Source organism: Burkholderia sp. D-99 (genome assembly GCF_011605345.1).
Lineage (GTDB): Bacteria > Pseudomonadota > Gammaproteobacteria > Burkholderiales > Burkholderiaceae > Burkholderia.
The window spans coordinates 261,156-286,857 of sequence record NZ_JAAOXM010000007.1 but is presented as its reverse complement, the minus strand read 5'-3'; the positions used below and the strand labels follow the sequence as shown (position 1 = coordinate 286,857).

Below are 25,702 nucleotides of genomic sequence, written 5' to 3'. Positions count from 1 at the left end.
CTGAATATTGCGCCGCCTGCGACAGCGGGCGGCACGAACCCAGAAGAGAAGGACTGAAATCATGAGCACGACGCTCGAGCAATCCGCCTTTGCCCCGCCCGCCGGTGCCGACAACCGCATGGGCCACCTCGACTGGCTCGAAGCCGAGTCGATTCATATCCTGCGCGAACTGGTCGCCGAATGCAGCAAGCCGGCGCTGTTGTTCTCGGGCGGCAAGGATTCGGTCGTCGTGCTGCATCTGGCACTGAAGGCATTCGGCCTCGGCGCGAACCGCAAGACGACGCTGCCGTTCCCGCTCGTACACATCGACACGGGCCACAACTACGAAGAAGTGATCGACTTCCGCGATCGCCGCGCGCAAGAGCTCGGTGCCGAGCTGGTCGTCGGCCACGTCGAGGATTCGATCAAGCGCGGCACGGTCGTGCTGCGCCGCGAAACCGATTCGCGCAATGCCGCACAGGCCGTCACGCTGCTCGAGACGATCGAACAGCACGGCTATACGGCGCTGATCGGCGGTGCGCGCCGTGACGAAGAGAAGGCACGTGCGAAGGAGCGCATTTTCTCGTTCCGCGACGAATTCGGCCAATGGGATCCGAAGGCACAGCGCCCGGAACTGTGGAGCCTGTACAACGCCCGCCTGCACAAGGGCGAGCACCTGCGCGTGTTCCCGATCTCGAACTGGACCGAACTCGACGTGTGGCAGTACATCGCGCGCGAGAACCTCGAACTGCCGTCGATCTATTACGCGCACGAGCGCGAGATCGTGCGCCGCAACGGGCTGCTCGTGCCGGTCACGCCGCTCACGCCGATGCGCGAGGGTGAAACGAGCGAGCTCGCGCAGGTGCGCTTCCGCACGGTCGGCGATATTTCCTGCACGTGCCCGGTCGAGAGCGACGCGGACGACGTCGAGAAGATCATCGCCGAGACGGCGGTGACCGAGATCACCGAGCGCGGCGCGACCCGGATGGACGACCAGGCCTCCGAAGCCGCGATGGAACAGCGCAAGAAGCAAGGTTATTTCTGAAGCACACGAGGACATTCACATCATGAGCATCATCGAGAACACCGAAGACCTCGGCGTGCTGCGCTTCATCACCGCAGGCAGCGTCGACGACGGCAAGAGCACGCTGATCGGCCGCCTGCTGTACGACAGCAAGGCCGTGCTGTCCGACCAGCTGTCCGCGCTGTCGCGTGCGAAGAACAAGCGCACGGTCGGCGACGAGCTCGACCTCGCGCTGCTGACTGACGGTCTCGAAGCCGAGCGCGAGCAGGGCATCACGATCGACGTCGCGTACCGCTATTTCGCGACCGCGAAGCGCAAGTTCATCATCGCCGATACGCCGGGCCACGAACAGTACACGCGCAACATGGTGACGGGCGCATCGACCGCGCACGCGGCGATCATCCTGGTCGACGCGACGCGCGTGACGGTCGAGAACGGTGTCGCCGACCTGCTGCCGCAGACCAAGCGCCACAGCGCGATCGTCAAGCTGCTCGCGCTGCAGCACGTGATCGTCGCGATCAACAAGATGGACCTCGTCGACTACAGCGAAGCGCGCTTCAACGAGATCCGCGACGCGTACGTCACGCTGGCGAAACAGCTCGGCCTCACCGACGTGCGCTTCGTGCCGGTGTCGGCGCTGAAGGGCGACAACATCGTCGGCGCGAGCGAGCGCATGCCGTGGTACGCAGGCGAGCCGCTCCTCGACGTGCTCGAGTCTCTGCCGGTCGAGACGCAGGCGCATGACGCGCTGCGCTTCCCGGTGCAGTGGGTCGCGCGTCAGGACGGCAGCTCGGCCGACGATTTCCGCGGCTACATGGGCCGTATCGAGTCGGGCGAAGTGAAGGTCGGCGACGAGATCGTCGTGCTGCCGTCGAACCGCACGGCAACGATCGCCGAGATCGTCGCGCCGGTGCCGGGCGGCACCGCGTCCGTCGCGCATGCGTTCGCGGGCCAGGCCGTGACGATTCGCCTGGCGGAAGACGTCGACGTGTCGCGCGGCGACATGTTCGTCACGACCGCCGAGCCGGTCGAGCCGGCCAAGAAGCTCGAGGCCGACCTGTGCTGGTTCGACGAGACGCCGCTGTCGCCGCAGCGCAAGTACCTGCTGAAGCAGACGACGAGCACGGTGTTCGCGAAGATCGGCGCGGTCAAGCAGGTGCTCGACGTGCATACGCTGTCGCACGCGACCGACCGTCACGACCTGAAGATGAACGACATCGGCCGCGTCGCGCTGACGCTGCAGAAGCCGATCGTCTGCGATACGTACGATGCGCATCCGGGCACGGGCGCGTTCGTGCTGATCGACGAAGCGACGCACCACACGGTCGCCGCCGGCATGATCCGGGCGTTCTCGGCGTAATCGTCAATCTGCGCGGCAAACCGCGCCGCCACACGGCGGCGCGGGCTGTACGCAAACGTCCGCACGGACGAAGCGAAGCGACAAACATGGGCAAGGTGTATCTGATCGGAGCAGGGCCGGGCGCGGCGGACCTCATCACGGTGCGCGGCGCGCGGCTGCTCGCACAGGCGGACGTCGTGCTGCACGACGCGCTCGTCGAGCCCGCGATGCTCGACTACGCGCCGAATGCGCGCCGGATCGCAGTCGGCAAGCGCTGCGGGCAGCGCTCGACCGCGCAGCACTTCATCAACAAGCAGATCGTCGATGCGGCGCGCGAACATGCATGCGTCGTGCGGCTGAAGGGCGGTGACCCGATGCTGTTCGGTCGCGCCGAAGAGGAGATGCGCGCGCTGGAAGCGGCCGGCATCGACTACGAGGTCGTGCCGGGCATCACCGCGGCGCTGGCCGGTGCGGCGACGCTGAAGCGGTCGCTGACGCTGCGCGGCGTGTCGCGCAGCGTCGCGTTCGCGACCCACAGCCGTGCGCCGGGCAGCGACGAGATCCGCGAAACCGCGCGCGCCGATTCGATCGTCTACTACATGGGCCGCGACAGCGCGCCCGGCATCGCGCAGGAACTGATCGACGCAGGCCGTGCGCCGGCGACGCCCGTGGCGATCGTCGAGGCGTGCAGCACCACGCGCGAGCGCACGCTGACGCTGACGCTCGCGCAGATGGCGGCGGGCGACGCACAGGCGTGGCTCGATCCCGCAGAACCGAGCCTGCTGATGATCGGCGACGCGTTCGCCGAGCGCGCCGGGCAGGCGAAAGAGGGCGATTCGCTGCGAAATGCGGCCTGAGCGGGATCCGGCTGGAGTCTGAAACGAAAAAAGCGCTGGCGAAGGCCAGCGCTTTTTCTTTGTGTGCCGTGACCGCGGGGCTTACGCGCTGCCGATCTGGTCGATGCAGTAGCGGGCGATCGCGTCGAGCACGCCGTCGTCTTCGCCGACGGCCGTCGCGCAGCGGATCTCGACAGCGGGATGCGCGGCGCGGCATGCATCGACGAGCTGCGGCAGGTCGCGGCGGACATGGCCGCCCTGGCCGAAGAACACGGGCACGACGGTGATGCGCGTGCAGCCGGCGGCGACCTGCGCGGCGACGGCGTCGGCGAGCGACGGCGTCATCAGTTCGAGGAACGCGAGCGACACGTGCGGGGCAGGGGAGCCGGCGCCGCGCAGTCGCGTGGCGAGCCGCTCGAACGGCTCGGCCCAGCGCGGATCGCGAGCGCCATGGCCGAACAGGACGATGCCGTGCGAACTCATGTCGAAGCCTCCGTCATGACGCGGCGCTCAGTGCCGGTCGACCCACTTGAGCGAGAACAGGCCGAGCGCGAGATAGATGAGGCCCGGTGTCGCAGCGGTGAGCGGCGCGGGCCACGCGCTCAGCGTGCCGATGTGCGAGAACAGCGTATTGAGCAACTGGAAGCTCATGCCGAGCATGATGCCGCCGAACACCTTCACGCCGACCACGCCCGCACGCGTGTGCAGGTACGCGAACGGCAGCGACAGCACGAGCATCACGAACACCGCGAACGGATACAGCAGCTTGCGCCACAGTGCGATGTCGTAGCGCTGCGTGTCCTGCTGGTTCTCGCGCAAGTGCTGGATGTAGCGGAACAGGTTGATGATCGACATGCGCTCCGGCGACACGAGCAGCACCGACAGGATCTGCGGCGTCAGGTCCGAGCGCAGCCGGTATTCGGGCAGCGATACCTGCTGCGACCGGTACACGGGGTTCAGCGCGTCGGCCGGCTGGCCGCTGATCGGCTTGATCGGCGTCAGCTCGGTCTCGGTGACGCCTTTCAGCAGCCAGTGGCCGGGCGGCTCGTAGCGTCCCGTTTGCGCGATCCGCACGTTCTGCAGCTGGAACTTCGAATCGAATTCGTAGATGCGCACGTTGCTGATCGTCGAGTCGGGCGACAGGCTGCCGACGTTGACGAAGCGCGTGACCTGCTCGCCGTTGTTGCGGGCCGCGAGCGTGTCCTTCACCCACACGCCCGACTGGAAGTTCGACGACACCGATGCGCCGAGGGCCTGCAGCCGCACGCGCTCGGACAATTGATCGGCGTACGGGCCGACGAATTCGCCGATCAGGTAGGTGACGATCACGAGCGGAATGCCGATCTTCAGCAGCGAGCGCAGCGCCTGGTTGGTCGCGAGCCCCGACACGCGAAAGATCGTGAATTCCGAGTTCGCGGCCATTTGTGCGAACACGTAGATCGCGCTGATCAGCGCGGCGACCGGGATGATCTCGTAGAAGCGCGACGGGGTCTGCAGTGCGACGCGCAGCACCGCGTAGCCGAACTTGTAGTTGCCGTGCCCGACCGAGTTCAGTTCGCTGATCAGGTCGAAGAAGAAGAACAGGCCCGAAAACGCGAACAGGATGAAGACGAATGTGATGTAGATCTGTCGCGCGAAGTACTTTTCATAGAGCCGCATCGATCATGCTCCCGAGCGGCCGAACAGCGCGCGTGTAAACAGCGGACGATTGCGCACGCGCAACCAGAAGATGACCGCGACGATCGCCGCGACGACCAGGTGCAGGCCGACCAGGCCGACGACGAACGACATCTTGCCCTGCTCGATCTGCGACTGCACGACGTTCAGCAGGTTCGAGTACGTGAGGTAGATCAGCACGGCCATCACGAGGTTGATCGTGCGGCTGCGGCGCGGGTTCTGGTACGACAGCGGAATGCCGAGCACCAGCAGGTTGATCGCGATCAGCGGCAGCCCGGCGCGCCACGCGAATTCCGCGAGGTTGTCGCGCGTCGGGTTGCGCAGCAGGTCGGGCGTCGACGTGCTGTTCGTGGTCGGCACGTTGGTGACCGGCGTGCTCGTGATCTTCACGCCGTAGCGCTCGAACTCCATGATCTTGAAGTTCGGCTGGCCGGGCGTGCCGTCGTAACGGCGGCCGTCTTCCAGGACGACGAAGCGGCTGCCGTCGTGCGTTTCGGTGTGACCCGTCTGCGACACGACCACGTTGACCTTGCCGTTCTCGGTCGACGTGACGAACACGTTCTGCACTTTGCTCTGGTCGGGCGTCATCTTCTCGATGAAGAACACGCGGTGGTTCGTGGCCGACTCGCGGAACTGGCCCGGTGCGAGCAGCGAGATTTCATCGCGCTGCTGGAAGCGCGCCTTGATCATCTTGCTTTGCTGGTTCGACCACGGCCAGCCGACGAACGCGAAGAACGCGATCAGCAGGATGATCGGCGTGGCAAACACGCCGATCGGCTTGATGAGGCGCGTGAGGCTCACGCCCGACGCGAGCCACACCACCATTTCGGAATCCCGGTACCACCGGGTCAGCACGAACAGGATCGATACGAACAGCGTGACGACGAGCATCACGGCGAGGTAGCCGATTACGGTCAGGCCGATCAGCACGAGCACGTCCCGCGGATCGATTTCACCGGACGCGGCATAGCCGACGATGCGGATCATCATCGTCGTGAGCATGATCGTGAGCAGCACCATGAACACGGCGCCAGCCGTATACGCAAGCTCGCGCTGGAGGGAGCGTTCGAAGATCATTCTTGATGAGAAGAGGGCGGGAGGCTGCGCACGCGTAGCGGAGCGCTCGCGCCGCCACGGGAAAAATAGCGGATAATTGCGGCTTTCATCCTTAGCCCAGATTTTATCCGAGGACAAGCGCGATGGACTTTAGCATAAAAGGCTGTGATTGGAGCAAAGGCGAGGCCAAGGGGTTCCTGACCGGGAAGTCCGACTGCATCGTGCTCGGCATCTTCGAGGCGCAGACGCTTTCGGGCGCGGCGCTCGACATCGACACGGCCACCAAGGGGCTGATTTCGCGCGTGGTGAAGGCCGGCGACATGGACGGCAAGCGCGGCAAGACGCTGTTCCTGCACGAAGTGTCGGGCATCGGCGCGTCGCGCGTGCTGCTCGTCGGCCTCGGCAAGCAGGATGCTTTCAACCAGAAAGCCTATAACGATGCGGTGACGGCCGCGTGGCGCGCGCTGCTGGCGACCAAGGTCGTCCAGGTCACGTTCACGCTCGCGCAACTGCCTGTCGACGAGCGCAGCTCCGACTGGGGTGTGCGCGCGGCGATTCTCGCGCTGCGCAACGAGACCTACCGCTTCACGCAGATGAAGAGCAAGCCGGAACCGGCGTCGCACACGCTCAAGCGCGTCGTGTTCAGCGTCGATCCGTCCGACGAAAAGGCCGCGAAGGTCGCGGTCAAGCAGGCCGTCGCGCTCGCGAACGGGATGGATCTCACCCGCGACCTCGGCAACCTGCCCGGTAACGTGTGCACGCCGACCTACCTCGGCAACACCGCGAAGAAGATCGCGAAGGATTGGGGCCTGAAGGCGGAAGTGCTCGGGCTCAAGCAGATCCAGGCGCTGAAGATGGGCTCGTTCCTGTCGGTCGCGCGCGCGTCGGTCGAGCCGCCGCAGTTCATCGTGCTGCACTACCAGGGTGCCGCCGCGAAGGCCGCGCCGGTCGTGCTGGTCGGCAAGGGCATCACGTTCGACACGGGCGGCATCTCGCTGAAGCCGGGCGAGGGCATGGACGAGATGAAGTACGACATGTGCGGCGCCGGTTCCGTGCTCGGCACGATGCGCGCGGTCGCCGAGATGGGCCTGAAGATCAACGTCGTCGCGATCGTGCCGACCTGCGAGAACATGCCGGGCGGCAACGCAACGAAGCCGGGCGACATCGTCACCAGCATGAAGGGCCTGACGATCGAGGTGCTGAACACCGACGCCGAAGGCCGCCTGATCCTGTGCGACGCGCTCACGTATGCCGAGCGCTTCAAGCCGGCCGCCGTGATCGACGTTGCAACGCTGACGGGCGCCTGCGTGATCGCACTGGGCGGCCACAACAGCGGCCTGTTCTCGACGGACGACGCGCTTGCGGGCGAACTGCTCGACGCGTCGCGTGAGGCGAACGACCCGGCGTGGCGCATGCCGCTCGACGACGAGTACCAGGATCAGCTGAAGTCGAACTTCGCGGATCTCGCGAACATCGGCGGACGCCCGGCCGGCGCCGTGACGGCCGCGTGCTTCCTGTCGCGCTTCACCGACAGCTATCCGTGGGCCCACCTCGACATCGCGGGCACGGCTTGGAAGGGCGGTGCGGCGAAGGGCGCGACGGGCCGTCCGGTGCCGTTGCTCGCGCAGTTCCTGATCGACCGCGCCGGCCAGTGATGGCGGTGTTGACGACGCTGCGGGTACGCGGGCAATGACGCGGATCGATTTCCACTCGAACGTCGGCGATTCGCTCGCGTACGCGTGCCGGCTGCTGCGCAAGGCCTACCAGGCCGGGCAGCCGGTCGTCGTGCTCGCCGAGCCCGCGCGCCTGCGCGCGCTCGACGAGCTGCTCTGGACGTTCTCGCCGCTCGATTTCATCCCGCATTGCGGTGTCGACAGCGAGCACGCAGCCGGCACGCCGATCGTGCTGGCCGCGGATCTCGACCGCGCACCGCATCATCACGTGCTGCTGAACCTCGGCGCTGCCGTGCCTGCGCAGTTCGCCCGCTTCGAGCGCCTGCTCGAAGTGGTCGGCAACGCGCCGGACGAGCTGGCCGCGGGCCGCGACCGCTACCGGTTCTACCGCGACCGCGGATACGCGCTGAACAACTACAAGCAGGGCAGCTAGCCGCAACCGTCGACGGAGTGTTGCCGTGACAGAAGCCGATTCATCCTCGATCCCGACGCTGACCGACGTGCTGGTGCCGGGCAAGCCGGTACCGGCGCGTTCGCCCGCGCCCGACGCGCCGCAGCCGCCCGCCGGTGCGGCGATTCCGGTGCTCACCGACGTGGTCGCACCACACACCACGGGTGCTGCGCCGGTCGATTCCATGCCCGGCGCGCTCGATGCCGATTCCGTCGTGGTCGAACTCGTGCCGACGCCGTACGTGCCGGCAGTCGAATTGCCGGGCGACGAGGCGGTGGCTGGCGCTGCCGCGATGGGCGAGACCGATGCGCCGGCCGAACCCGGCGCCGCGGAACACGTGGTCGCCGAAGATTCGGTGGCGATGAGTGCGCCGCTGCGCTCGTCGCTGGCCGGCGGCGATGTACCGCAGCACGCGTTCACCGCGGTGGCACACGAAGCGATCGGGCACGCGCGCGAAGCGCACATGCCGGAGGCCGCCGTAGCGGCCGCCGCACCGCCGCCGGATGCGCAGGCAGCGGCCGGACTGACGCCGGAAGATGCACAGCACGTTGCCGAGCGCCTGCGCAATCGGCTGACGAATTACCTGACCGGGGAAGGGCGCGATGCCATCGAGGCCCGCTGCCGCGACGCGCTGCATGAGCATTCGGCCTGGCTGGTCGGCCAGATCACGCGCGAAGTGGCACTGGCACTGGAAACCGAGGTGATGGACTGGGTGCGTGACGCGGTCGACGAAGAGATCGCACGCCGCCGCACCGGCCATGCCGGTTGAGCGCGCGGCCGATCCGGTGAAAAACGGGGTGCGATTCCACTAAGAGCCGGCGAAGCGGCCGGCGAGTTGCTGGTCAGCCGGGGCTGGCTCGCGCTGCCGGCAGAGGCTATCCCGCCCGGGGCGTCCGGATCAGCGCACCGACAGCACCCATTGCGCGAGCGTGTGGGCTTCGGTGTTCGTCAGTTGCGTATTGGCGGGCATCGGCACGCTGCCCCATACGCCGACGCTGCCTTTCACGATCGACTGGGCAAGGTAATCGACGGCGTCGCCGCGCGCCGCATACTTGCCGGCGATGTCGCGGAACGACGGGCCCATCAGCGGCTTGCTGATCGCGTGACAGGCCATGCAGTTCTTGCGCTGGGCAAGCGCGAGCCCGTCGGCCTGGTCGGCACGCGCCGCCGCCGCGCTGCCGATCAGCAGCGTGGCGAGCAGGGCGCGCAATATCGAGTGTTTCATGCGGTTCTCCGCCGGCGGGGACGGCCGGCTTCATGACCCGCGCATTATAAAAGCAAAGGGAAAGCGCGTTTTGCGCGTTCCCCCGGCGGCCATGGTTATCGGGGTCGCATGCCGTAATACATCCGCGTCAACCGGTGACGGCACCCTGGTTCGCCGGGCCGGCGAGTGCCGCGAATTTCGCGAGCACGCCACGCGTGTAGCGTGGCGCCGGTTGTTGCCACGCGGCGCGGCGGCGCGTGAGTTCCGCGTCGTCGACGTTCAGCTGCAGCAGCAGCCGGTGCGCATCGATCGTGATCGAGTCGCCTTCCTGTACGAGCGCGATCGTGCCGCCGACGAACGCCTCGGGCGCGACGTGGCCGACCACCATGCCCCAGGTCCCGCCCGAGAAGCGGCCGTCGGTGATGAAGCCGACCGATTCGCCGAGCCCCTTGCCGATGATCGCGGACGTCGGCGCGAGCATTTCCGGCATGCCGGGGCCGCCCTTCGGGCCGAGGTAGCGCAGCACGAGGATGTCGCCTGCGCGGATCCGGTCGCCGAGAATCGCATCCATCGCGCTTTGCTCGTCGTCGAACACGCGCGCCGGACCGGTGATGACCGGGTTCTTCAGGCCGGTGATCTTCGCGACCGCGCCGTCCTCGGCGAGATTGCCTTTCAGGATCGCAAGGTGGCCTTCCTTGTACAGCGCGCGGTCGATCGGGAAGATCACGTCCTGGTCGGCCCGCGGCACACCGGGCACGTCCTTCAGTTCGTCGGCGATCGTGCGGCCGGTGATCGTCATGCAGTCGCCGTGCAGCAGCCCTGCGTCGAGCAGGATCTTCAGCACCTGCGGAATCCCGCCGGCCCGATGCAGGTCGGTCGCGACGTACTTCCCCGACGGCTTCAGGTCGCAGATCACGGGCACGCGCTTGCGGATGCGCTCGAAGTCGTCGATCGTCCAGTCGACCTCGGCCGCGTGCGCGATCGCGAGGTAGTGCAGCACCGCATTGGTCGAGCCGCCGGTCGCCATGATCACCGACACCGCGTTCTCGATCGATTCCTTCGTGATGATGTCGCGCGGCTTCAGGTCGCGCTTCACGGCCTCGACGAGCACGCGCGCCGATTCGGCGGCCGAATCGACCTTCTCCTCGTCAGGGTTCGCCATCGTCGACGAGTACAGCAGCGACATCCCGAGCGCCTCGAACGACGAACTCATCGTGTTCGCGGTGTACATCCCGCCACACGAACCCGACGTCGGGCACGCGTTCTGCTCGACCCCTTCGAAATCCTCCTGCGACATCCGGCCCGCGGTGAATTCGCCGACCGCCTCGAACGACGAGACGATCGTCAGGTCCCGGCCTTTCCAGTTGCCGGGGCGGATCGTGCCGCCGTACACGTAGATGCCCGGCACGTTCAGGCGCGCGAGCGCGATCATCCCGCCCGGCATGTTCTTGTCGCAGCCGCCGACGACGACCACGCCGTCCATCCATTGCCCCTGCACGCAGGTCTCGATGCAGTCGGCGATCACCTCGCGCGACACGAGCGAGTACTTCATGCCTTCGGTGCCCATCGACATGCCGTCCGAAATCGTCGGCGTGCCGAAGATCTGCGGGTTCGCGCCGGCTGCCTTCACGGCCGCGACGGCCGCGTCCGACAGGCGCTGCAGGCCCGAATTGCACGGCGTGATCGTCGAATGGCCGTTCGCGATGCCGACCATCGGCTTGTCGAAATCGTCCTTCTGGTAGCCGAGTGCGTAATACATCGAGCGATTCGGCGATCGGGCCACGCCTTGCGTGATGTGCTTCGAGCGACGGTTGTAAGCCATGGGGGACTCCATCGTTGTCTGGGCAACGCCGGTGAACGGCGCGCCGGTTCGGATCAATCAAGAATGGAGTTTCCGGATTGGGATGTCCAATATATTATTTGTCGCTTATTAAGTCGTTTCACGAATGAGAGAGGCATGGCCGATCCGACTCCCGACCTGCGCCAGTGGCGCTATTTCGTGACTGTCGCCGACGAGCGCCATTTCGGCCGCGCGGCCGAACGCCTGTCGATGACGCAACCGCCGCTGTCACAGGCGATCCGCGCGCTCGAGGACGCGCTCGGCGTCGCGTTGTTCGTGCGCACCAAGCGCTCGGTGGCGCTGACGGCGGTCGGGGCTGCGCTGTTGCCCGATGTGCGCCGGCTGCTTGCGTCGGCCGATGCGTTGCCGCCGCTTGCGCGACGGCTCGCGCGCGGCGAGGCCGGCTCGCTGTCGCTCGCGTTCGTGTCGACCGCCGATTACGGGCTGTTGCCTTCGCTGCTGCGTGCGTTCGGCGCGCGCTACCCGCAGGTGCGCCTGCAACTCGCGGAGGCGACGAGCGACGTGCAGATCGACGAACTCGTCGCCGGCCGCATCGACGCGGGGCTCGTCATTCCGCCCGTGCCGCCGCGCCACGCGGCCGGGCTGTCGTACCTGCCCGTCGTGCGCGAGCCGCTGGTGGTGGCGATGCCGGCGGCTGCGAGCGACGCGCCTGAAGACGAGCCCGTCCATCTCGCGGAGGTCGCCGCGTTGCCGCTCGTGATCTTTCCACGTCGTTTGGCGCCCGGCTTTTATGACATCATTACGGGCTGCTACGGCGCGGCGGGGGAAACCCCGCGCATCGGCCAGGAGGCGATCCAGATGCAGACGATCGTCAGCCTCGTGTCGGCCGGCATGGGCGTCGCACTGGTGCCGCAATCGCTGCGTAACCTGCGGCGCACCGGCGTGGTCTACCGGCCGCTCGCCGGTCACGCGCCGGTCGTCGAGACGGGCCTCGTGTGGCGTACCGGCGACGTGAGCCCCGTGCTGGCCGGCTTCATCGACGTCGTGCGCGCGCAGGGTCTCGCCACGTGACGTGAACGATGCTGCGCCGGTGCCGTCCAACGCGCGGTGCTGCGCGTTCGCGACGGCCGTACCGCATTCGAAAACTTCTTCGCTAACCCATGATCATTCACCCGAATTTCGACCCCGTTGCGATCCATCTCGGGCCGCTGGCCGTGCGCTGGTACGGCCTCATGTATCTCGTCGGCTTCATCGCGGCGATCGTCGTCGGCCGGATCCGCCTGAAGCTGCCGCACGTCGCGGCGCAAGGCTGGACCGCGAAGGACATCGACGACATGATGTTCTACGGCGTGCTCGGCACCGTGCTCGGCGGCCGGCTCGGCTATGTGCTGTTCTACAAGGCCGATTTCTACCTCTCGCATCCGCTCGACGTGTTCAAGGTGTGGGAAGGCGGCATGTCGTTTCACGGCGGCTTCCTCGGCGTGACGCTCGCGATGGTGCTGTTCGCGTGGCAGCGCAAGCGCCACTGGCTGCAAGTCACCGATTTCGTCGCGCCGATGGTGCCGACGGGGCTCGCGGCCGGGCGGCTCGGCAACTTCATCAACGGCGAACTGTGGGGCCGCGTGACCGATCCGTCGGCACCGTGGGCAATGCTGTTCCCGGGTGCGATGCGCGACGATGCGGCATGGTTGCCGAAGCATCCGGAGCTCGTCGAGAAGTGGCATCTCGCCGACGTGTTCATGCAATACCAGATGCTGCCGCGCCATCCTTCGCAGCTCTATGAAATCGCGCTCGAAGGCATCGTGCTGTTCTTCGCGCTGTTCTTCTTCTCGCGCAAGTCGCGGCCGATGGGCGCCGTGTCCGCGCTGTTCCTGATCGGGTATGGCCTCGCACGCTTCACGGTCGAGTTCGCACGCGAACCCGACGACTTCCTCGGCCTGCTCGCGCTCGGCCTGTCGATGGGGCAATGGCTGTCGCTGCCGATGATCCTCGCGGGCATCGCGCTGATGGTGTGGGCGTATCGCCGTCGCGCGGCGAATGCCGCTGCCTGATGCGATGTCGATGCACGCGCGATCGGCGCGTGCATCGGCACACGCGTGAAATGAAAAACGCCGGCCCGAGGGCCGGCGTTTTTCATTTCGGACTGCCGCGCGCCGCGCGTTACTTCATCTGCACGGAGCCGTTGACGGTGACCGACACGGTGGCCTTGCCGCCTTCGACCGCGATCGGTGCGCTCATCTTTGCGCTGTCCATCGGCGCCGCGGCCATCGCCATCATGCGCGGGTACGGCTGCACGTTGCGGCCGCCGCCGACGTTCACGTCGCGGATCGTGTAGCTGTTGTAACCGAATGCCTTCGCGGCTTCGTCCGCACGGGCGCGGAACGACTTGATCGCCTCGGTCGTCAGCTTCTGCTCGGCTGCGCGCTGCGCTTCGGGCGACAGCGAGAACTCGACGTTCGCGACCTGCATCAGGTTCGACAACTGGCCGGCCAGCTTCGACGCCGCGGCGAAATCGCGCGATTCGAGCGCGACCTCGGTGCGGCCGCGCCATGCGGAGATCTTGCCGTCGCGATCGGTGCTCGGATAGACGGAGAATGCGCCCGTGTGTGCCGTGACGCCCGATACGCCCTTCGCCTGCGACAGCGCTGCGTCGGCGCGCTGGTTCAATTGCGCGGTGAGGCTGCCCGGATCCTTGGCCTGCTGCTCGTAGAACAGCGTGATGTGGATGATGTCCTGCGGCACGTCGGCGCTGGCCTGTGACGACAGCGACAGCACGCCTGCCGGCTCCGGAAAGTGCGGGTTCGCGGTTTGCGCGTGCGCGGCGGGCGACGCGAGCGTCAGCGCGACGGGAACGGCGGCGGCAAGGGCGAGCGACAGCGCGAGTGCAGATTTCTTGGTCATTGTTGGACTCCTTGTGCGAGGGCGTGCACGCGGATCGCGCGTGCACGACGCGGGCGTACCGCGCGACGAAAAAACGACAGCCGGCTCGATCGGCCGACAGCGGTTGCTTAGGCCGCGCGAAAGTGCCGCGAGTTCCGTGGCGGCGGCACGTACTGACCAGATTTGACCTTTGGCGTGCGCCTACTTCATCAGCTTTTCGGTGATGAACTTCCATTCGGCGCGTGTGACGGGCGTGATCGACAGCCGGTTGCCGCGTGCGAGCACGCGCATGTCGGCGAGTTCGTCGTGTTCGCGCAGCGCGGAAAGCGGCACGAGCGGCGATTTCTTCACGTAGCGCACGTCGACGAGCAGCCAGCGCGGCGCTTCCTGGCTCGACTTCGAATCGTAATAGGGGCTTTTCGGATCGAACTGCGTGGGATCGGGGTAGGGTGTCGACGACACTTCGGCGAGGCCCGCGATGCCCGGCTCGGGGCAGCTCGAGTGATAGAACAGCACGCCGTCGCCGATCTTCATCGTGTCGCGCATGAAATTGCGCGCCTGATAATTGCGCACGCCCGTCCACGGCAGCGAGCGCTGCGGTGCGTTGGCGAGATCGTCGATGCTTGCTTCGTCCGGTTCGGACTTCATCAGCCAGTATTGCATGGATCGTGATCGACGCAGAAAGAGGCTGCTACAAAAGAAAACGGCATCGGGCTTCGCCCGATGCCGTTGGATAGGCCCCCGCCTTGGCCGCTAGGCCGGCATCCTGAACCTGAGGTTCAGAATTGGTCGCAGTTAGCAGCACTTCGGGTACATCAGACAGAGTGACGCGCGCGCCCGTGCTACAAATTTCCGCAACCGTGCACATGGCATTGGTTCAAGGAATATATGACCTTGGCGAACCAGGCAGGGAAGCTGACTGAACTGTGAATCGATGCGCCAATTTGACCACCGTTGATCGCCGAGATCAAGGGGAATCGACGTATCGATTAAAACGTTACTGCGTCTCGTGCTGTGCGAGCACCGCGCCGAGCTGTTCGTTCATCTGGTGCATTGTACGACGGATTTCCTCCGCCGGAAATGCTTCACCGTGCCGCACGCTCGTTTGCAGCCGCAGCAATTCGGATGCGAGCGACAGCGCCGCCATCACGGCGATGCGATCGGTGCCGCGTACCGAGCTGTTCGAGCGGATTTTCGACATTTCGGCGTCGACACGCGCAACCGCTTCGAGCAGCGCCGCTTCGGTCTCGGCCGAACAGGCGAGCCGATAGGGCTGACCGAGAATCGAGACTTCGATCTGCTTGGTGCTCATGCATGTTCTCCGTGGCTGGCCGCGTCATCGCCATCCGTACGCGCCTGCCCATCCAGCAGGTCGAGCTGGTTGTCGGCTTGCTCCGCACTTTTCGAGCGCGGCAGCTTTTCGAGAATCGCGTTCAGCTTCACCTGGGCGTCGTCGATCTTTGCCGACAGTGTGTCGCGCTCGGCTGCGAGCGCATTGCGTTCGTCGCGCAGTTGCGCGAGTTCCGCGCGGACTGTGTCCGCGTCCGCGCGCAATTGCGCGACTTGCTCCTCGAGCGCGAGCCGTTCCGAGTGATAGCGCTTGTTCAGCGAAATCAGACGGCCAATATTTTGAGATAAGGTTTCGAGTTCGTTGAGCATTTGCTGCGTCCTCTAAAGACCCAGCATTTTAGCGCGGAATAACGCGCAAACCGACATCTGTAACGTTTCCAGTCGTAACACCCCTGCTTCTTGCCGCGAATCAGCGCGTCCCGCGCATGTCCGGGACGCTTCCTTGACGCTCGCGCGAGCGGCTCCTAAACTGGCGCCGCCTCGGTGCTCGCGCGTGGAACGCGCGGTTAAACGGGAAGCAGGGCGCGGGCTCCGCCAGGAAGCCGCCAACCTGCGCTGCCCCCGCAACGGTAAGCGGCCGCGTCGCATGACGCAGGCCGGCTCGGGCGCGTTTCGCATGCGGTTACCGCAGGCGGGCGCGGGCCACTGCGCGTTGTCGCGCGGGAAGGCGAGCCGGACCGCCGCCAGCCCGGATACCGGCCGAGGCGGGAAGCCCGCACGGGCTTCGTGACGCGCGGCCTGCGGGGAAGCAGGGTGCGCAGTGCTTCACGGGATGGATCTTCGATGCCGACCCCAATCGTCGTCGGCGCCGATTTCTGCCATCTTGGTGACGTTTGCGAACGAGGCGAGCGCCGAAGGCCGCCGCGCACGTCGACCACCTGACCGACAAGGATCACGAGCTTGGGGATGCCTGCAACACGCCGCACTGTGCCGATGTCGCGCCCGGCCGGCAGCGGTAACGCGCCGATGCGCGCAGCGTCGTCCGTCGCGCGGAGGGCCGCATGAGCGCCGCGCGCGCCGCGGCGATCTGGGCCGCGCTGGTCGCCGTGGTCGCGTTGCTGTTCGTCGCGTCGCTGTCGATCGGCAGCGTGCCGATGTCGCCATGGCAGGCGCTCGCGTCGCTCCTGCCGCATGGCGGCGACACATTGTTTTCCGATATCGTTCGCACGCTGCGTTTGCCGCGCGCACTCGCGGGCTTCGCGTGCGGCGCGCTGCTCGCGCTGGCCGGCGCACTGTTGCAGGTGTTGCTGCGCAACCCGCTTGCCGACCCGTACGTGCTCGGCGTGTCCGGCGGTGCGGCCGGTTTCGCGCTTGTCGCGATGATCGCGGGCGGCGCGTGGTGGCTTGTCGATGCGTCGGCGTTCGCGGGCTCGCTCGTGTCGGTCGCGCTCGTGCTCGGCCTCGCGCGCCGCGAGCTGTGGCGCGGCGAGTCGCGCGACGCGTCGCCGCGGCTGCTGCTCACGGGTGTCGTGATCGCAGCCGGGTGGGGCGCGCTCGTCACGCTGCTGCTGTCGCTCGCGCCCGATGCACGGCTGCGCGGGATCATCTTCTGGCTGACCGGCGACCTGAACGGCGTGACCGCGCCATGGTTCGCGTGGGGTGCGCTGCTGCTGGCCGCGTGCATCGCACTGCCGGCCGCGCCGCAACTGAACGTGCTGCTGCGCGGCGATGCGACGGCGCTTGCGCTCGGCGTGCCCGTTGCGCGCCTGCGTGTGCGGATCTATCTCGTCGCGTCGCTGGCCGCCGCGGCCGCGGTGACGACGGCCGGCACGATCGGCTTCGTCGGCCTCGTCGTGCCCCATGCGCTGCGGCTTGCCTTCGGCAACGACCAGCGGATGCTGCTGCCGGCCGCGATGCTCGCGGGCGGCGGCGGCGTGATGGCGGCCGACCTGCTCGCACGCACCGCGATCGCGCCCGCGCAGTTGCCGGTCGGCGTGATGACCGCGTTGATCGGCGTGCCGGTGTTCCTGTGGATGTTGCTCAGGAGGCCGATGCGATGACCCATGCCGCATTGCATGCCACCGGCGGCGAGATGCGCTACGCGGCCGTCGACTTGACGCTGAAGGCTGGCGCGCGCACGCTGCTCGACGGCTTCACGCAGGCGTTCCGCCCGGGCGAGATCTGGTGCATCGCGGGGCCGAACGGTGCGGGCAAGACGACGCTGCTCGCGACGCTCGCGGGGTTGCAGACGCCGGCCGGCGGACGAGTCGAGATCGATGGCCGGCCGCTCGCCGCGTGGCAGCCGGCGCCGCTCGCGCAGCGCCGCGCCCTGATGCCGCAGCAACTGCACGACGCATTCAGCGCGACCGTGTTCGATACGGTGCTGCTCAACCGCTTTCCGTATCTCGGCGGCTGGGGCTGGGAGCGAGACGGCGACCGCGCGGCCGCGCGCGACGCGCTGGCGACCTTCGACCTGGCTGCGCTTGCGTCGCGCGACGTGCTGTCGCTGTCGGGCGGCGAGCGACAGCGAGTCGCGCTGGCCGCGACGCTGTGCCAGGACGCGCCGTTGATGCTGCTCGACGAACCGCTCGCGCACCTCGACCTGCATCACCAGATCGATTGCCTGACCGCGCTGGCCGCGTGGCTCGACGCGGGCCCGCGCACGGTGCTGTTCTCGTGCCATGATCTGAATCTCGCGCGGCGTTTCGCGACGCATGCGCTGTTGCTCGACGGCCGCGGCCACGCGTGGGCCGGCCCCGTGCACGACGTGCTGACGCCCGAGCGCGCCAGCGATGCGTTCGGTTATCCGCTCGTGCTGATCCGCGAGAACGGCCGCGATGCGCTGCTGCCGGCGTGGCCCGAGCGACAATGACGTTTTCTTTTCCGATGCGCGGCGCATACCGCGCCAACGACACGGCTCCTTGATGACGACTCCGACCCACTTCCCGCCCGCGATCGCGCCGCTCGACGACGCGCTGCGCAAGCGCCTGCAGCACGTAATCGACCACAAGACCAAGCCGCCCGGCAGCCTCGGCCAGCTCGAGGCGATCGCGCTGCAGATCGGCTTGATCCAGCACACCGAGCGGCCGGTCGTGCAGCGTCCCGTGACGATCGTGTTTGCCGGCGATCACGGGATTGCCGCCGAGGGCGTGAGTCCTTATCCGCAAGCGGTGACCGCGCAGATGGTCGCGAACTTCCTCGCCGGCGGCGCGGCAATCAACGCGTTCTCGGGCGTCGCGCAGAGCACGCTCGAGATCGTCGATGCGGGCGTCGCGTCGCCGCTGCCGCTGTCCGACCGGCTGGTGTCGCTGCCGGTCGCGCGCGGGACGCGCAACTTCGCGGCGGAGCCGGCGATGACGCGCGACGAGGCGATGACGGCGCTCGCGGCCGGCGCGGCGCGCGTGCGCCTGCATGGGTCGCTCGGCACGAACACGATCGGCTTCGGCGAGATGGGGATCGCGAACACGTCGTCGGCCGCGTGCCTGATGAGCCGCCTGCTCAGCGTGCCGATCGACGCCTGCGTCGGGCGCGGCACGGGCCTCGACGACCAGGGCCTCGCGCACAAGCGCGCGGTGCTCGGCCGTGCGCTCGTCAAGCACTCGCACGCGATTGCGCCGCTCGACGTGCTCGCGACGTTCGGCGGCTTCGAGATCGCGATGATGACGGGCGCGTATCTCGCGGCCGCGAGCGAGCGGATGACGATCCTCGTCGACGGTTTCATCGCGACGGCCGCGCTGCTCGTCGCCGAGCGCATCGCGCCCGGCGTGCGCGACTACTGCGTGTTCTCGCATACGTCGCACGAGGCCGGGCACCGGCGCATGCTCGAGCATTTCGGCGCGAAGCCGCTGCTCGCGCTCGACCTGCGGCTCGGCGAAGGCACCGGCGCGGCGCTTGCGCTGCCGCTCGTGCGTGCTGCTGCTGCGTTCCTCACGGAAATGGCGAGCTTCGAATCCGCGGGTGTCGACAATCGTGACGCCTGATCGCGCGCGCGGCGTGCGAGCCGAACTGCGCTACTTCTTCGTCGCACTCGGCTACTTCACGCGCGTGCCCGTGCCGCGCACGATCGGCTACGCGGCCGGCGATCTCGACCAGGCCGCGCGTTATTTCCCGCTCGTCGGCGCATGCGTCGGCGCGTGGGGCGCGCTCGTGTATCTGGTCGCGCTGCGCGCGCTGCCCGTGTCGATCGCGGTCGGGCTGTCGATGGCCGCCACGCTGCTTGCAACGGGTGCCTTTCACGAGGACGGCCTGGCCGACAGTTGCGATGCGTTCGGCGGCGGCTATACGCGCGACGACGTGCTGCGCATCATGCACGATTCGCGGATCGGCACGTTCGGCGCGGTCGCGCTCGTGATCGCGCTCGGCGTGAAATGGCAGGCGCTTGCGTCCATGCTGCCGTTGCGTGCCGCATGGACGATGATCGCCGCGCACGCGGCGAGCCGCGCGGCGGCCGTGAGCTTGCTGATGACGCTCGACTACGTGCGGCCCGAAGGCAAGGCGAAACCGGTCGCGCAACGGATGGGGGCACGCGCGGCGTGCGTCGCCGCGCTGTTCGGATTGCCCTGGCTGTTCTGGCCCGACTGGCGCATGGGGGTCGCCGCATGCGTTGCGCTCGTGCTCGTGCGCGCGTGGGCAGCCCGCTATTTCGTGAAGCGGATCGGCGGTTATACGGGCGACTGCCTCGGCTTCACGCAACAACTGTGCGAACTGGCGATCTATCTCGTGGTGCTCGGGTGGACGTCGTCCTGATCCGTCATCCGGCCGTCGGCGTCGAGCCGGGCATTTGCTACGGACGCAGCGACGTGCCGCTCGCCGCGCCGGCCGATGCCGGCGCGCAGGCCGTGCGCGCGCATCTGTCGGCACTTGACGCGCCGCTTCCCGAACAGGTCTGGACGAGCCCGCTGACGCGCTGCGCGTCGGTTGCCGAACGGCTCGCGCAGGCATGCGGCGTGCCGCTGCGGCGCGACGCGGACTGGCAGGAAATGGATTTCGGCGCGTGGGAAATGCAGCGCTGGGACGATATCGATCGCGCCGCGCTCGACGCGTGGGCGGCCGACCTGATGCATGCGTGTGCGCATGGCGGCGAAAGCGTCGCGCGGTTCGCTGCCCGGGTCGCACGGCAGGCCGATGCCGTGGTGCAGTTCGACCGGCCGCAATGGGCCGTCACGCATGCGGGCGTGATCCGCGCGTTTGCATCGCATGTACTGCGCGTGCCGCTCGATACACTGTTGTCGCGGCCGGTGCCGACAGGGGGTGTCGTCTGGCTGCGCGCCGATGCCGCCACGCGAACGTGGGAAGTGGTGCACTGGGACGAATAGGCGCACCGGCGTCCGCATGCGAACGACGCAGCGCGCGGTCGATCTGTGTCAAACACGGGCGCATCGGGCGCAGGTGCGCAATGCGCGCGCAAGTCGCCGGAAATCAGCGCGCCGGCCGCCGTGCACGCGCGGCATCGAGATCCTCGCACAGCGCGGCCGCGCCCTGCGCGATCCGCGGCGACGGCCGCGTCAGCAGATCGCCGTCGATCGCGAACAGGTTGTTGCGCGCCACGGCCGTCAGCGCGGGCCACGTGCGCCAGCGCGCCAGGCTCGGCAGCGGTTCGTCCGTGCGCGACGCACCCGCGCCGGTCGTCACGATCGCCTCCGGATTCGCCGCGAGCACCGCTTCGTCGGTGACGGTCGGCACGAGCGGCTTGAGCGATGCGAATACGTTGCGGCCGCCGCACAGCTCGATCACGTCGTTGATCAGGTGCGCGCCGTTGAGCGTCATCAGCGGCCGGTCCCAGACCTGGAAGAACATCGTGACGGGCGCTCGCGCGGCATAACGTGCGCGCAGTGTCGCGATGTCGCGCGTATAGGCGGTCGCGGCCGTATCGGCAGCCGGTTGCGTGCCGAGCAGCGTGCCGAGCCGGCGCAGCGACGCCGCTACGTCGTCGAGATGCTTCGGTTCACTGAAGAACAGCGGGATATGCAGCGCGCGCAACGCGTCGGTCTGCCGCTCGGCATTGCCGTGCCGCCAGACGACGATCAGGTCGGGCTTCAGCGCCGCGATCCGCTCGAGGTCGAGCGCCTTGTTGTCGCCGACGCGCGGTATCGCTTGCGCGGCGGGCGGATAGTCGCTGTACGTGACCGTGCCGACGAGCTTCGCGCCGCCGCCGGCCGCGTAGACCAGTTCGGTCGCGTGGGGGGCGAGGCTGATCACGCGCTGCGCGGGCGCAGGCAGCGTGACGGTGTTGCCGGCGTCGTCGCGCGTCGTGACATCGGCATGGACAAGCGGCGCGTGAGCGAGTGCGGCCAGCATCGCGACCGGTGTCAGCCGGCGAAACATGCGCGCATTCATGCGGATTCCCGCTGCAGCAGCGGCACGCAGTGGGCGAGCGCGTCGCTGAGGCGCTGCCATTCGGCTTCGCTGCCCGGCAGGCCGACGCGTACGCTCGATGGTGCCGGGAAGTGCCGCGTCCAGATCCCGCGTGCCGCGAGTGCCGCATGCAGTGCCGCTGCCCGCGGGTCGTCGGTCCAGCTGAAGAGCGGCGTCGCGCGGACCGTGAAGCGGTGCGCGCGCAGCAATGCAGCCAGCCGCTCGCCGTCGGCCGCGAGCCGCTCGCGGGCGGCGGCCTGCCATGCGCGATCGGCGAACGCCGCGGCGACCGCGTGGCGTGCCGGACCGCCGACCGTCCATGCGCCGAGCATGTCGCGCAGCGCGGCGATCTGGTCGGGGCACGCGAGCACGAAGCCTGCGCGGATGCCGGCGAGCCCGAAGAACTTGCCGACCGAGCGCAGCACGACGAGCCCCGGGCGATCGACCTGCGGCGCGAGCGATTGCGTCGCGCCCGTATCGGCGAACGCCTCGTCGACGATCAGCGTGCCGCCGCGCGCCGCCAGTTGCGCATGCCAGCCGAGCAGGCGCCCGGCCGGCACGAATTCGGCGGTGGGATTGTTCGGATTCCCGACGATGACGTGGCGCAACGTTGCAGGCAACGTATCCGTGCCGATGTCGAGCGCGACGACGCGATGGCCGTGGCGCGCGAAAGCGGGCGCATATTCGCCGTACGCGAGCGCCGCGACGCCGGCGTCGCCGGTCGGCAGCAACGCGGGCAATGCGCGGATTGCTGCCTGGCTGCCGGCAACCGGCAGCACGTGCGCGGGATCGGGCGCGTGGTAGTACTGCGCGGCGCAGGCCGCGAGGCCGTCGCCGTCGTCGGGCAGCCGGCGCCATGCGTCGGCCGGGACGGGGGGCACCGGATAGCCGACCGGATTGATGCCGGTCGACAGGTCGAGCCACGTGTCGTACGGAATGCCGTGGCGGCGTGCGGCTTCATGCAGGTTGCCGCCGTGCGCGATGCGGATGTCAGACATGATGGGTGGCCATGACGAGTGCGCCGCTCGCGACCAGCAGCGCGAGCCACAGGGCAAGCGTGCGCGTGACGAGCGACAACGCGGCGACGATGTGGATGGCGGTCGCCGTTGCGCCGGTGCCGAGCGCGGGACGATCCTCGATCTCGCCGTGATAGACGGCCGGGCCGCCGAGCTGCACGTTCAGGCTGCCGGCGCCGGCGGCCATCACCGGGCCCGCGTTCGGGCTGTCCCAGTGGCGCGCCTGCGTGCGCCAGCAGCGCCATGCGGCGGCCGTATCGCCGAGCAGCGCGTAGCTCGCGGCCGTGAGGCGCGCGGGAATCCAGTTGAGCGCGTCGTCGAGGCGCGCGGCGGCCCAGCCGAAGGTCAGGAAGCGCGGCGTGCGGTAGCCCCACATCGCGTCGAGCGTGTTCGCGAGCCGGAACAGCAGCGCGCCCGGGCCGCCCGCGACGACGAACCAGAACAGCGCGCCGAAGATCGCGTCGTTGCCGTTCTCGAGCGCGGATTCGACGGCCGCACGCGACAGCGCGCCTTCGTCCGCGTCGCTCGTGTCGCGCGACACGATGCGCGCGGTCAGCGTGCGGGCGGTGCCGAGGTCGCGCCGCAGCAGTGCCGCGGCGATCGGCGCGACGTGGTCAGTGAGGCTTTTCGCGCCGAGTGCGAACCACAGCAGGGCGATGTGCAGCGCGGCTGCGAGCGGCCACGGCAGCACGGCCGCGAGCCATGCCGCGACGGCGACCGGCGGCACGACCGCCGCGATCCACGCGGCAACGCCGACCACGCGGCCGCGCCGGCCGGTGTTCAGCGCGCCTTCGATGCGCGCGGCGAGGCGGCCGAACGCGACGAGCGGATGCCAGCCGGCCGGTTCGCCGATCGCGCGGTCGATGATCGCGGCCGCGACCGCGAACATCGCGACAACGGGCAGCGACAGCATCAGCATGACGGCGCTCCCGTCTTGAGGTCGAGCGGCAGCCCGGCGACGAGCAGCGTCACGCGCGTCGCGAGCGCGGCGACACGCTGGTTCAGGCGCCCGAGTTCGTCGACGTAGCGGCGCGTGACCGACCCGAGCGGCACGACGCCGAGCCCGATCTCGTTGCTGACGACGATCACCTTCGCGCGCGCGCCGCGCAACGCGTGCTCGAGCCGGTCGACCTGCGCCGCGTACTGCGCATCGTCGAGCGGTTCGCCGTCGGCCGGGCACAGCAGGTTCGTGAGCCACAGCGTCAGGCAGTCGACGAGCAGGCACGCGTGCGGATCGTCGAGCCGCGCGAGCGTACCGGCGAGGTCGACGGGGGCGTCGGCGAAACCCCAGGCGGCCGGCCGGCGCGCACGATGGTGCGCGATGCGCTGCGCGAATTCGGCATCGGCGGCGGTCGCGGTCGCGATGTAGGTGACGGGGCGGCCGCTGTCGGCGGCGAGCTGCTCGGCGTAGGCGCTCTTGCCCGAGCGCGCGCCGCCGAGGACGAAGGTGAGGTCGTGCGGAATCATCGCGTGATTGTAACGGCGCGGGCATACCGGCGCGGGCGATAATGCGGCCTTTGCTTCGCAATGACCTTTACACGATGAATGCACCCGAGCCGCGGCCGCGCGGCACGCTGATGATCCAGGGCACGACGTCCGACGCGGGCAAGAGCACGCTCGTCGCGGGATTGTGCCGCCTCGCGCGCCGCGGCGGCGCGCGCGTTGCGCCGTTCAAGCCGCAGAACATGGCGCTCAACAGTGCGGTGACGGCCGACGGCGGCGAAATCGGCCGCGCGCAGGCGCTGCAGGCACTGGCCGCGGGCGTCGCGCCGCATACGGATTTCAACCCCGTGCTGCTGAAGCCGACGAGCGACCGCGGCGCGCAGGTGATCATTCACGGCAAGGCGCGCATGAACCTCGATGCGCGCGCGTATCACGACTACAAGCCGGTCGCGTTCGAAGCGGTGCTCGAGTCTTACGCGCGCCTGCGCGCCGGCTACGACACGGTGATCGTCGAGGGCGCGGGCAGCCCGGCCGAGATCAATCTGCGCGCCGGCGACATCGCGAACATGGGTTTTGCCGAACGCGTCGACTGCCCGGTCGTGCTGGTCGCCGACATCGACCGCGGCGGCGTGTTCGCGCACCTGGTCGGCACGCTCGCGTGCCTGTCGGACAGCGAGCGCGCACGTGTGCGCGGCTTCGTGATCAACCGCTTCCGCGGCGATGTCAAGCTGCTCGAACCGGGGCTCGACTGGCTGCGCGTGCAGACGGGCAAGCCGGTATTCGGCGTGCTGCCGTACCTGCACGGGCTGACGCTCGATGCCGAGGACATGCTGCCCGCACAGGCGCGTAGCGCCGCCGCACGCGGCGACGCCGGCGTGCTGCGCGTCGTCGTGCCCGCGCTGCCGCGCATCAGCAACCACACCGATTTCGATCCGCTGCGCGCGCATCCGCAGGTCGAGTTCACCTACTGGAAGAGCGGCCCGGTGCCGGACGCCGACCTGCTGATCCTGCCCGGTTCGAAGAGCGTGCAGCGCGATCTGGCATGGCTGCGCGACGCGGGCTGGGACACGCTGATCCGTCGCCACCTGCGTTACGGCGGCAAGGTGATCGGCATCTGCGGCGGGATGCAGATGCTCGGCCGCACGCTCGACGATCCGCTCGGTCTCGAAGGCGCGCCCGGCAGCGTGCCGGGGCTCGGGCTGCTCGATTTCGACACGACGCTGCAGCGCGACAAGACGCTGAAGAACGTGACCGGGCAGCTCACGCTGGCGGGCGGGGCCGCCGTGAGCGGCTACGAGATCCACATGGGCGACACGCATGGGCCCGCGCTCGCGGCGCCTGCGCTCGCGCTCGCAGCCGACGCCGCGCAGGGCGGCACGCGCCCGGACGGCGCGGTGTCCGCCGACGGCCAGCTCCTCGCGACTTACGTGCACGGGCTGTTCGACTCGCCCGACGCATGCACGGCGCTGCTCGCGTGGGCCGGGCTCGACGGCGCGGAGCGCATCGACTATCCGGCGCTGCGCGAGGCATCGCTCGAGCGGCTGGCCGACACATTCGCCGACCATCTCGACCTCGACGCGCTGTACGCGGAATTCCGCTGACGCGCCAGCCGGGGCCCGATGCAACAGGCCTCGCATTTTTCGCCGGATCGCGTACAACACAGGTGGGCGGTGGTTCGT

27 protein-coding genes, 1 other RNA gene and 1 riboswitch are annotated in these 25,702 nt (G+C 68.4%); of the genes, 14 read left to right on the top strand and 14 right to left on the bottom strand.

What is annotated here, in order from left to right; genetic code table 11:
* Positions 1-61: 61 nt before the first annotated feature.
* From cysD to cobA, 3 genes are all read left to right on the top strand, one after another.
* Positions 62-1,024 (top strand): sulfate adenylyltransferase subunit CysD, encoded by a 963-nt coding sequence (gene cysD / locus HAV18_RS25075; RefSeq protein WP_166961232.1) that lies wholly within the window; start codon positions 62-64, stop codon positions 1,022-1,024.
* Between the two features lie 22 nt (positions 1,025-1,046).
* Positions 1,047-2,363 (top strand): sulfate adenylyltransferase subunit 1, encoded by a 1,317-nt coding sequence (locus HAV18_RS25070; RefSeq protein ID WP_166961229.1) that lies wholly within the window; start codon positions 1,047-1,049, stop codon positions 2,361-2,363.
* Between the two features lie 86 nt (positions 2,364-2,449).
* Entirely contained in the window at positions 2,450-3,199 is a 750-nt protein-coding gene (cobA, locus tag HAV18_RS25065) for a uroporphyrinogen-III C-methyltransferase (RefSeq protein WP_166961226.1), read from the top strand.
* Positions 3,200-3,280: 81 nt separating this feature from the next.
* Here cobA and HAV18_RS25060 read toward each other — a convergent pair whose 3' ends face one another.
* Genes HAV18_RS25060 through lptF form a run of 3 tightly spaced genes read right to left on the bottom strand, consistent with a single transcriptional unit; the run spans position 3,281 to position 5,932 of the window.
* The gene (locus HAV18_RS25060; RefSeq protein WP_166961223.1) at positions 3,281-3,661 is read right to left on the bottom strand and encodes a sirohydrochlorin chelatase; all 381 of its coding nucleotides are present in this window, start codon (positions 3,659-3,661) and stop codon (positions 3,281-3,283) included.
* Positions 3,662-3,688: 27 nt separating this feature from the next.
* A complete protein-coding gene (gene lptG, locus HAV18_RS25055) occupies positions 3,689-4,837 on the bottom strand; it encodes an LPS export ABC transporter permease LptG (protein ID WP_166961220.1) in 1,149 nt (382 codons plus the stop codon).
* A 3-nt stretch (positions 4,838-4,840) separates the two neighbouring features.
* Positions 4,841-5,932: an LPS export ABC transporter permease LptF gene (lptF, locus tag HAV18_RS25050; protein ID WP_166961217.1), complete on the bottom strand. Its 1,092-nt coding sequence runs from the start codon at positions 5,930-5,932 to the stop codon at positions 4,841-4,843.
* A 122-nt stretch (positions 5,933-6,054) separates the two neighbouring features.
* Between lptF and HAV18_RS25045 the strand changes: the two genes are divergently transcribed.
* From HAV18_RS25045 to HAV18_RS25035, 3 genes are read left to right on the top strand one after another with little or no spacing between them, the layout of a single operon-like run.
* Positions 6,055-7,566 (top strand): leucyl aminopeptidase, encoded by a 1,512-nt coding sequence (locus tag HAV18_RS25045; protein WP_043189865.1) that lies wholly within the window; start codon positions 6,055-6,057, stop codon positions 7,564-7,566.
* A gap of 34 nt (positions 7,567-7,600) precedes the next feature.
* Entirely contained in the window at positions 7,601-8,017 is a 417-nt protein-coding gene (locus HAV18_RS25040; protein ID WP_166961214.1) for a DNA polymerase III subunit chi, read from the top strand.
* A gap of 25 nt (positions 8,018-8,042) precedes the next feature.
* On the top strand, positions 8,043-8,804 hold the full coding sequence (locus tag HAV18_RS25035) for a DUF2486 family protein (protein WP_166961211.1): 762 nt from the start codon (positions 8,043-8,045) through the stop codon (positions 8,802-8,804).
* Between the two features lie 129 nt (positions 8,805-8,933).
* Here HAV18_RS25035 and HAV18_RS25030 read toward each other — a convergent pair whose 3' ends face one another.
* Entirely contained in the window at positions 8,934-9,260 is a 327-nt protein-coding gene (locus HAV18_RS25030; protein WP_166961208.1) for a c-type cytochrome, read from the bottom strand.
* A 127-nt stretch (positions 9,261-9,387) separates the two neighbouring features.
* The gene (ilvD, locus tag HAV18_RS25025; protein WP_166961205.1) at positions 9,388-11,061 is read right to left on the bottom strand and encodes a dihydroxy-acid dehydratase; all 1,674 of its coding nucleotides are present in this window, start codon (positions 11,059-11,061) and stop codon (positions 9,388-9,390) included.
* Positions 11,062-11,196: 135 nt separating this feature from the next.
* Between ilvD and HAV18_RS25020 the strand changes: the two genes are divergently transcribed.
* Both HAV18_RS25020 and lgt read left to right on the top strand, forming a co-directional pair.
* Positions 11,197-12,111, top strand: coding sequence for a LysR substrate-binding domain-containing protein (locus tag HAV18_RS25020; protein WP_166961202.1), 915 nt, complete (start codon positions 11,197-11,199; stop codon positions 12,109-12,111).
* Positions 12,112-12,200: 89 nt separating this feature from the next.
* Positions 12,201-13,091 carry a prolipoprotein diacylglyceryl transferase gene (gene lgt, locus HAV18_RS25015; RefSeq protein ID WP_166961199.1) on the top strand — a complete coding sequence of 297 codons (891 nt, stop codon included), beginning with the start codon at positions 12,201-12,203 and terminating at the stop codon, positions 13,089-13,091.
* Between the two features lie 109 nt (positions 13,092-13,200).
* Here lgt and HAV18_RS25010 read toward each other — a convergent pair whose 3' ends face one another.
* The 5 genes from HAV18_RS25010 to HAV18_RS24990 all read right to left on the bottom strand — a co-directional run bounded on the left by HAV18_RS25010 (position 13,201) and on the right by HAV18_RS24990 (position 15,579).
* Complete coding sequence (locus tag HAV18_RS25010) at positions 13,201-13,941, bottom strand: SIMPL domain-containing protein (protein WP_166961197.1); 741 nt, start codon at positions 13,939-13,941, stop codon at positions 13,201-13,203.
* A gap of 180 nt (positions 13,942-14,121) precedes the next feature.
* Positions 14,122-14,583, bottom strand: coding sequence for an EVE domain-containing protein (locus HAV18_RS25005; RefSeq protein WP_166961194.1), 462 nt, complete (start codon positions 14,581-14,583; stop codon positions 14,122-14,124).
* 71 nt (positions 14,584-14,654) lie between these two features.
* A non-coding RNA gene (gene ssrS / locus HAV18_RS25000) (6S RNA) lies at positions 14,655-14,836 on the bottom strand.
* A gap of 81 nt (positions 14,837-14,917) precedes the next feature.
* Positions 14,918-15,232 carry a cell division protein ZapA gene (locus HAV18_RS24995; protein ID WP_006478091.1) on the bottom strand — a complete coding sequence of 105 codons (315 nt, stop codon included), beginning with the start codon at positions 15,230-15,232 and terminating at the stop codon, positions 14,918-14,920.
* Positions 15,229-15,579, bottom strand: a complete 351-nt coding sequence (locus HAV18_RS24990) for an ATPase (RefSeq protein WP_166961172.1) — start codon at positions 15,577-15,579, stop codon at positions 15,229-15,231. Before HAV18_RS24990 ends, HAV18_RS24995 begins: the two co-directional genes overlap by 4 nt.
* A gap of 155 nt (positions 15,580-15,734) precedes the next feature.
* A riboswitch (cobalamin riboswitch) is annotated at positions 15,735-15,989 on the top strand.
* A gap of 282 nt (positions 15,990-16,271) precedes the next feature.
* Between HAV18_RS24990 and HAV18_RS24985 the strand changes: the two genes are divergently transcribed.
* The 5 genes from HAV18_RS24985 to cobC are packed head-to-tail and all read left to right on the top strand — an operon-like array spanning position 16,272 to position 20,525.
* Positions 16,272-17,270: an iron ABC transporter permease gene (locus tag HAV18_RS24985; RefSeq protein ID WP_166961167.1), complete on the top strand. Its 999-nt coding sequence runs from the start codon at positions 16,272-16,274 to the stop codon at positions 17,268-17,270.
* Positions 17,267-18,082: an ABC transporter ATP-binding protein gene (locus HAV18_RS24980; protein ID WP_166961162.1), complete on the top strand. Its 816-nt coding sequence runs from the start codon at positions 17,267-17,269 to the stop codon at positions 18,080-18,082. The genes HAV18_RS24985 and HAV18_RS24980 overlap by 4 nt, the downstream gene beginning before the upstream one ends.
* A 52-nt stretch (positions 18,083-18,134) precedes the next feature.
* Positions 18,135-19,190 carry a nicotinate-nucleotide--dimethylbenzimidazole phosphoribosyltransferase gene (cobT, locus tag HAV18_RS24975; protein ID WP_166961159.1) on the top strand — a complete coding sequence of 352 codons (1,056 nt, stop codon included), beginning with the start codon at positions 18,135-18,137 and terminating at the stop codon, positions 19,188-19,190.
* Complete coding sequence (locus HAV18_RS24970) at positions 19,180-19,956, top strand: adenosylcobinamide-GDP ribazoletransferase (RefSeq protein WP_166961372.1); 777 nt, start codon at positions 19,180-19,182, stop codon at positions 19,954-19,956. Before cobT ends, HAV18_RS24970 begins: the two co-directional genes overlap by 11 nt.
* Positions 19,941-20,525, top strand: a complete 585-nt coding sequence (cobC, locus tag HAV18_RS24965) for an alpha-ribazole phosphatase (protein WP_166961156.1) — start codon at positions 19,941-19,943, stop codon at positions 20,523-20,525. Before HAV18_RS24970 ends, cobC begins: the two co-directional genes overlap by 16 nt.
* 103 nt (positions 20,526-20,628) lie before the next feature.
* Here cobC and HAV18_RS24960 read toward each other — a convergent pair whose 3' ends face one another.
* The 4 genes from HAV18_RS24960 to cobU are packed head-to-tail and all read right to left on the bottom strand — an operon-like array spanning position 20,629 to position 24,047.
* Complete coding sequence (locus HAV18_RS24960; RefSeq protein ID WP_166961154.1) at positions 20,629-21,546, bottom strand: cobalamin-binding protein; 918 nt, start codon at positions 21,544-21,546, stop codon at positions 20,629-20,631.
* On the bottom strand, positions 21,543-22,562 hold the full coding sequence (gene cobD / locus HAV18_RS24955) for a threonine-phosphate decarboxylase CobD (protein WP_166961151.1): 1,020 nt from the start codon (positions 22,560-22,562) through the stop codon (positions 21,543-21,545). The genes HAV18_RS24960 and cobD overlap by 4 nt, the downstream gene beginning before the upstream one ends.
* Positions 22,555-23,499: an adenosylcobinamide-phosphate synthase CbiB gene (gene cbiB / locus HAV18_RS24950; protein WP_166961148.1), complete on the bottom strand. Its 945-nt coding sequence runs from the start codon at positions 23,497-23,499 to the stop codon at positions 22,555-22,557. The genes cobD and cbiB overlap by 8 nt, the downstream gene beginning before the upstream one ends.
* Positions 23,493-24,047 carry a bifunctional adenosylcobinamide kinase/adenosylcobinamide-phosphate guanylyltransferase gene (gene cobU, locus HAV18_RS24945; protein WP_166961145.1) on the bottom strand — a complete coding sequence of 185 codons (555 nt, stop codon included), beginning with the start codon at positions 24,045-24,047 and terminating at the stop codon, positions 23,493-23,495. Before cobU ends, cbiB begins: the two co-directional genes overlap by 7 nt.
* A gap of 74 nt (positions 24,048-24,121) precedes the next feature.
* Between cobU and HAV18_RS24940 the strand changes: the two genes are divergently transcribed.
* Positions 24,122-25,624 (top strand): cobyric acid synthase, encoded by a 1,503-nt coding sequence (locus HAV18_RS24940; protein ID WP_166961141.1) that lies wholly within the window; start codon positions 24,122-24,124, stop codon positions 25,622-25,624.
* The last annotated feature ends 78 nt before the right edge of the window (positions 25,625-25,702 follow it).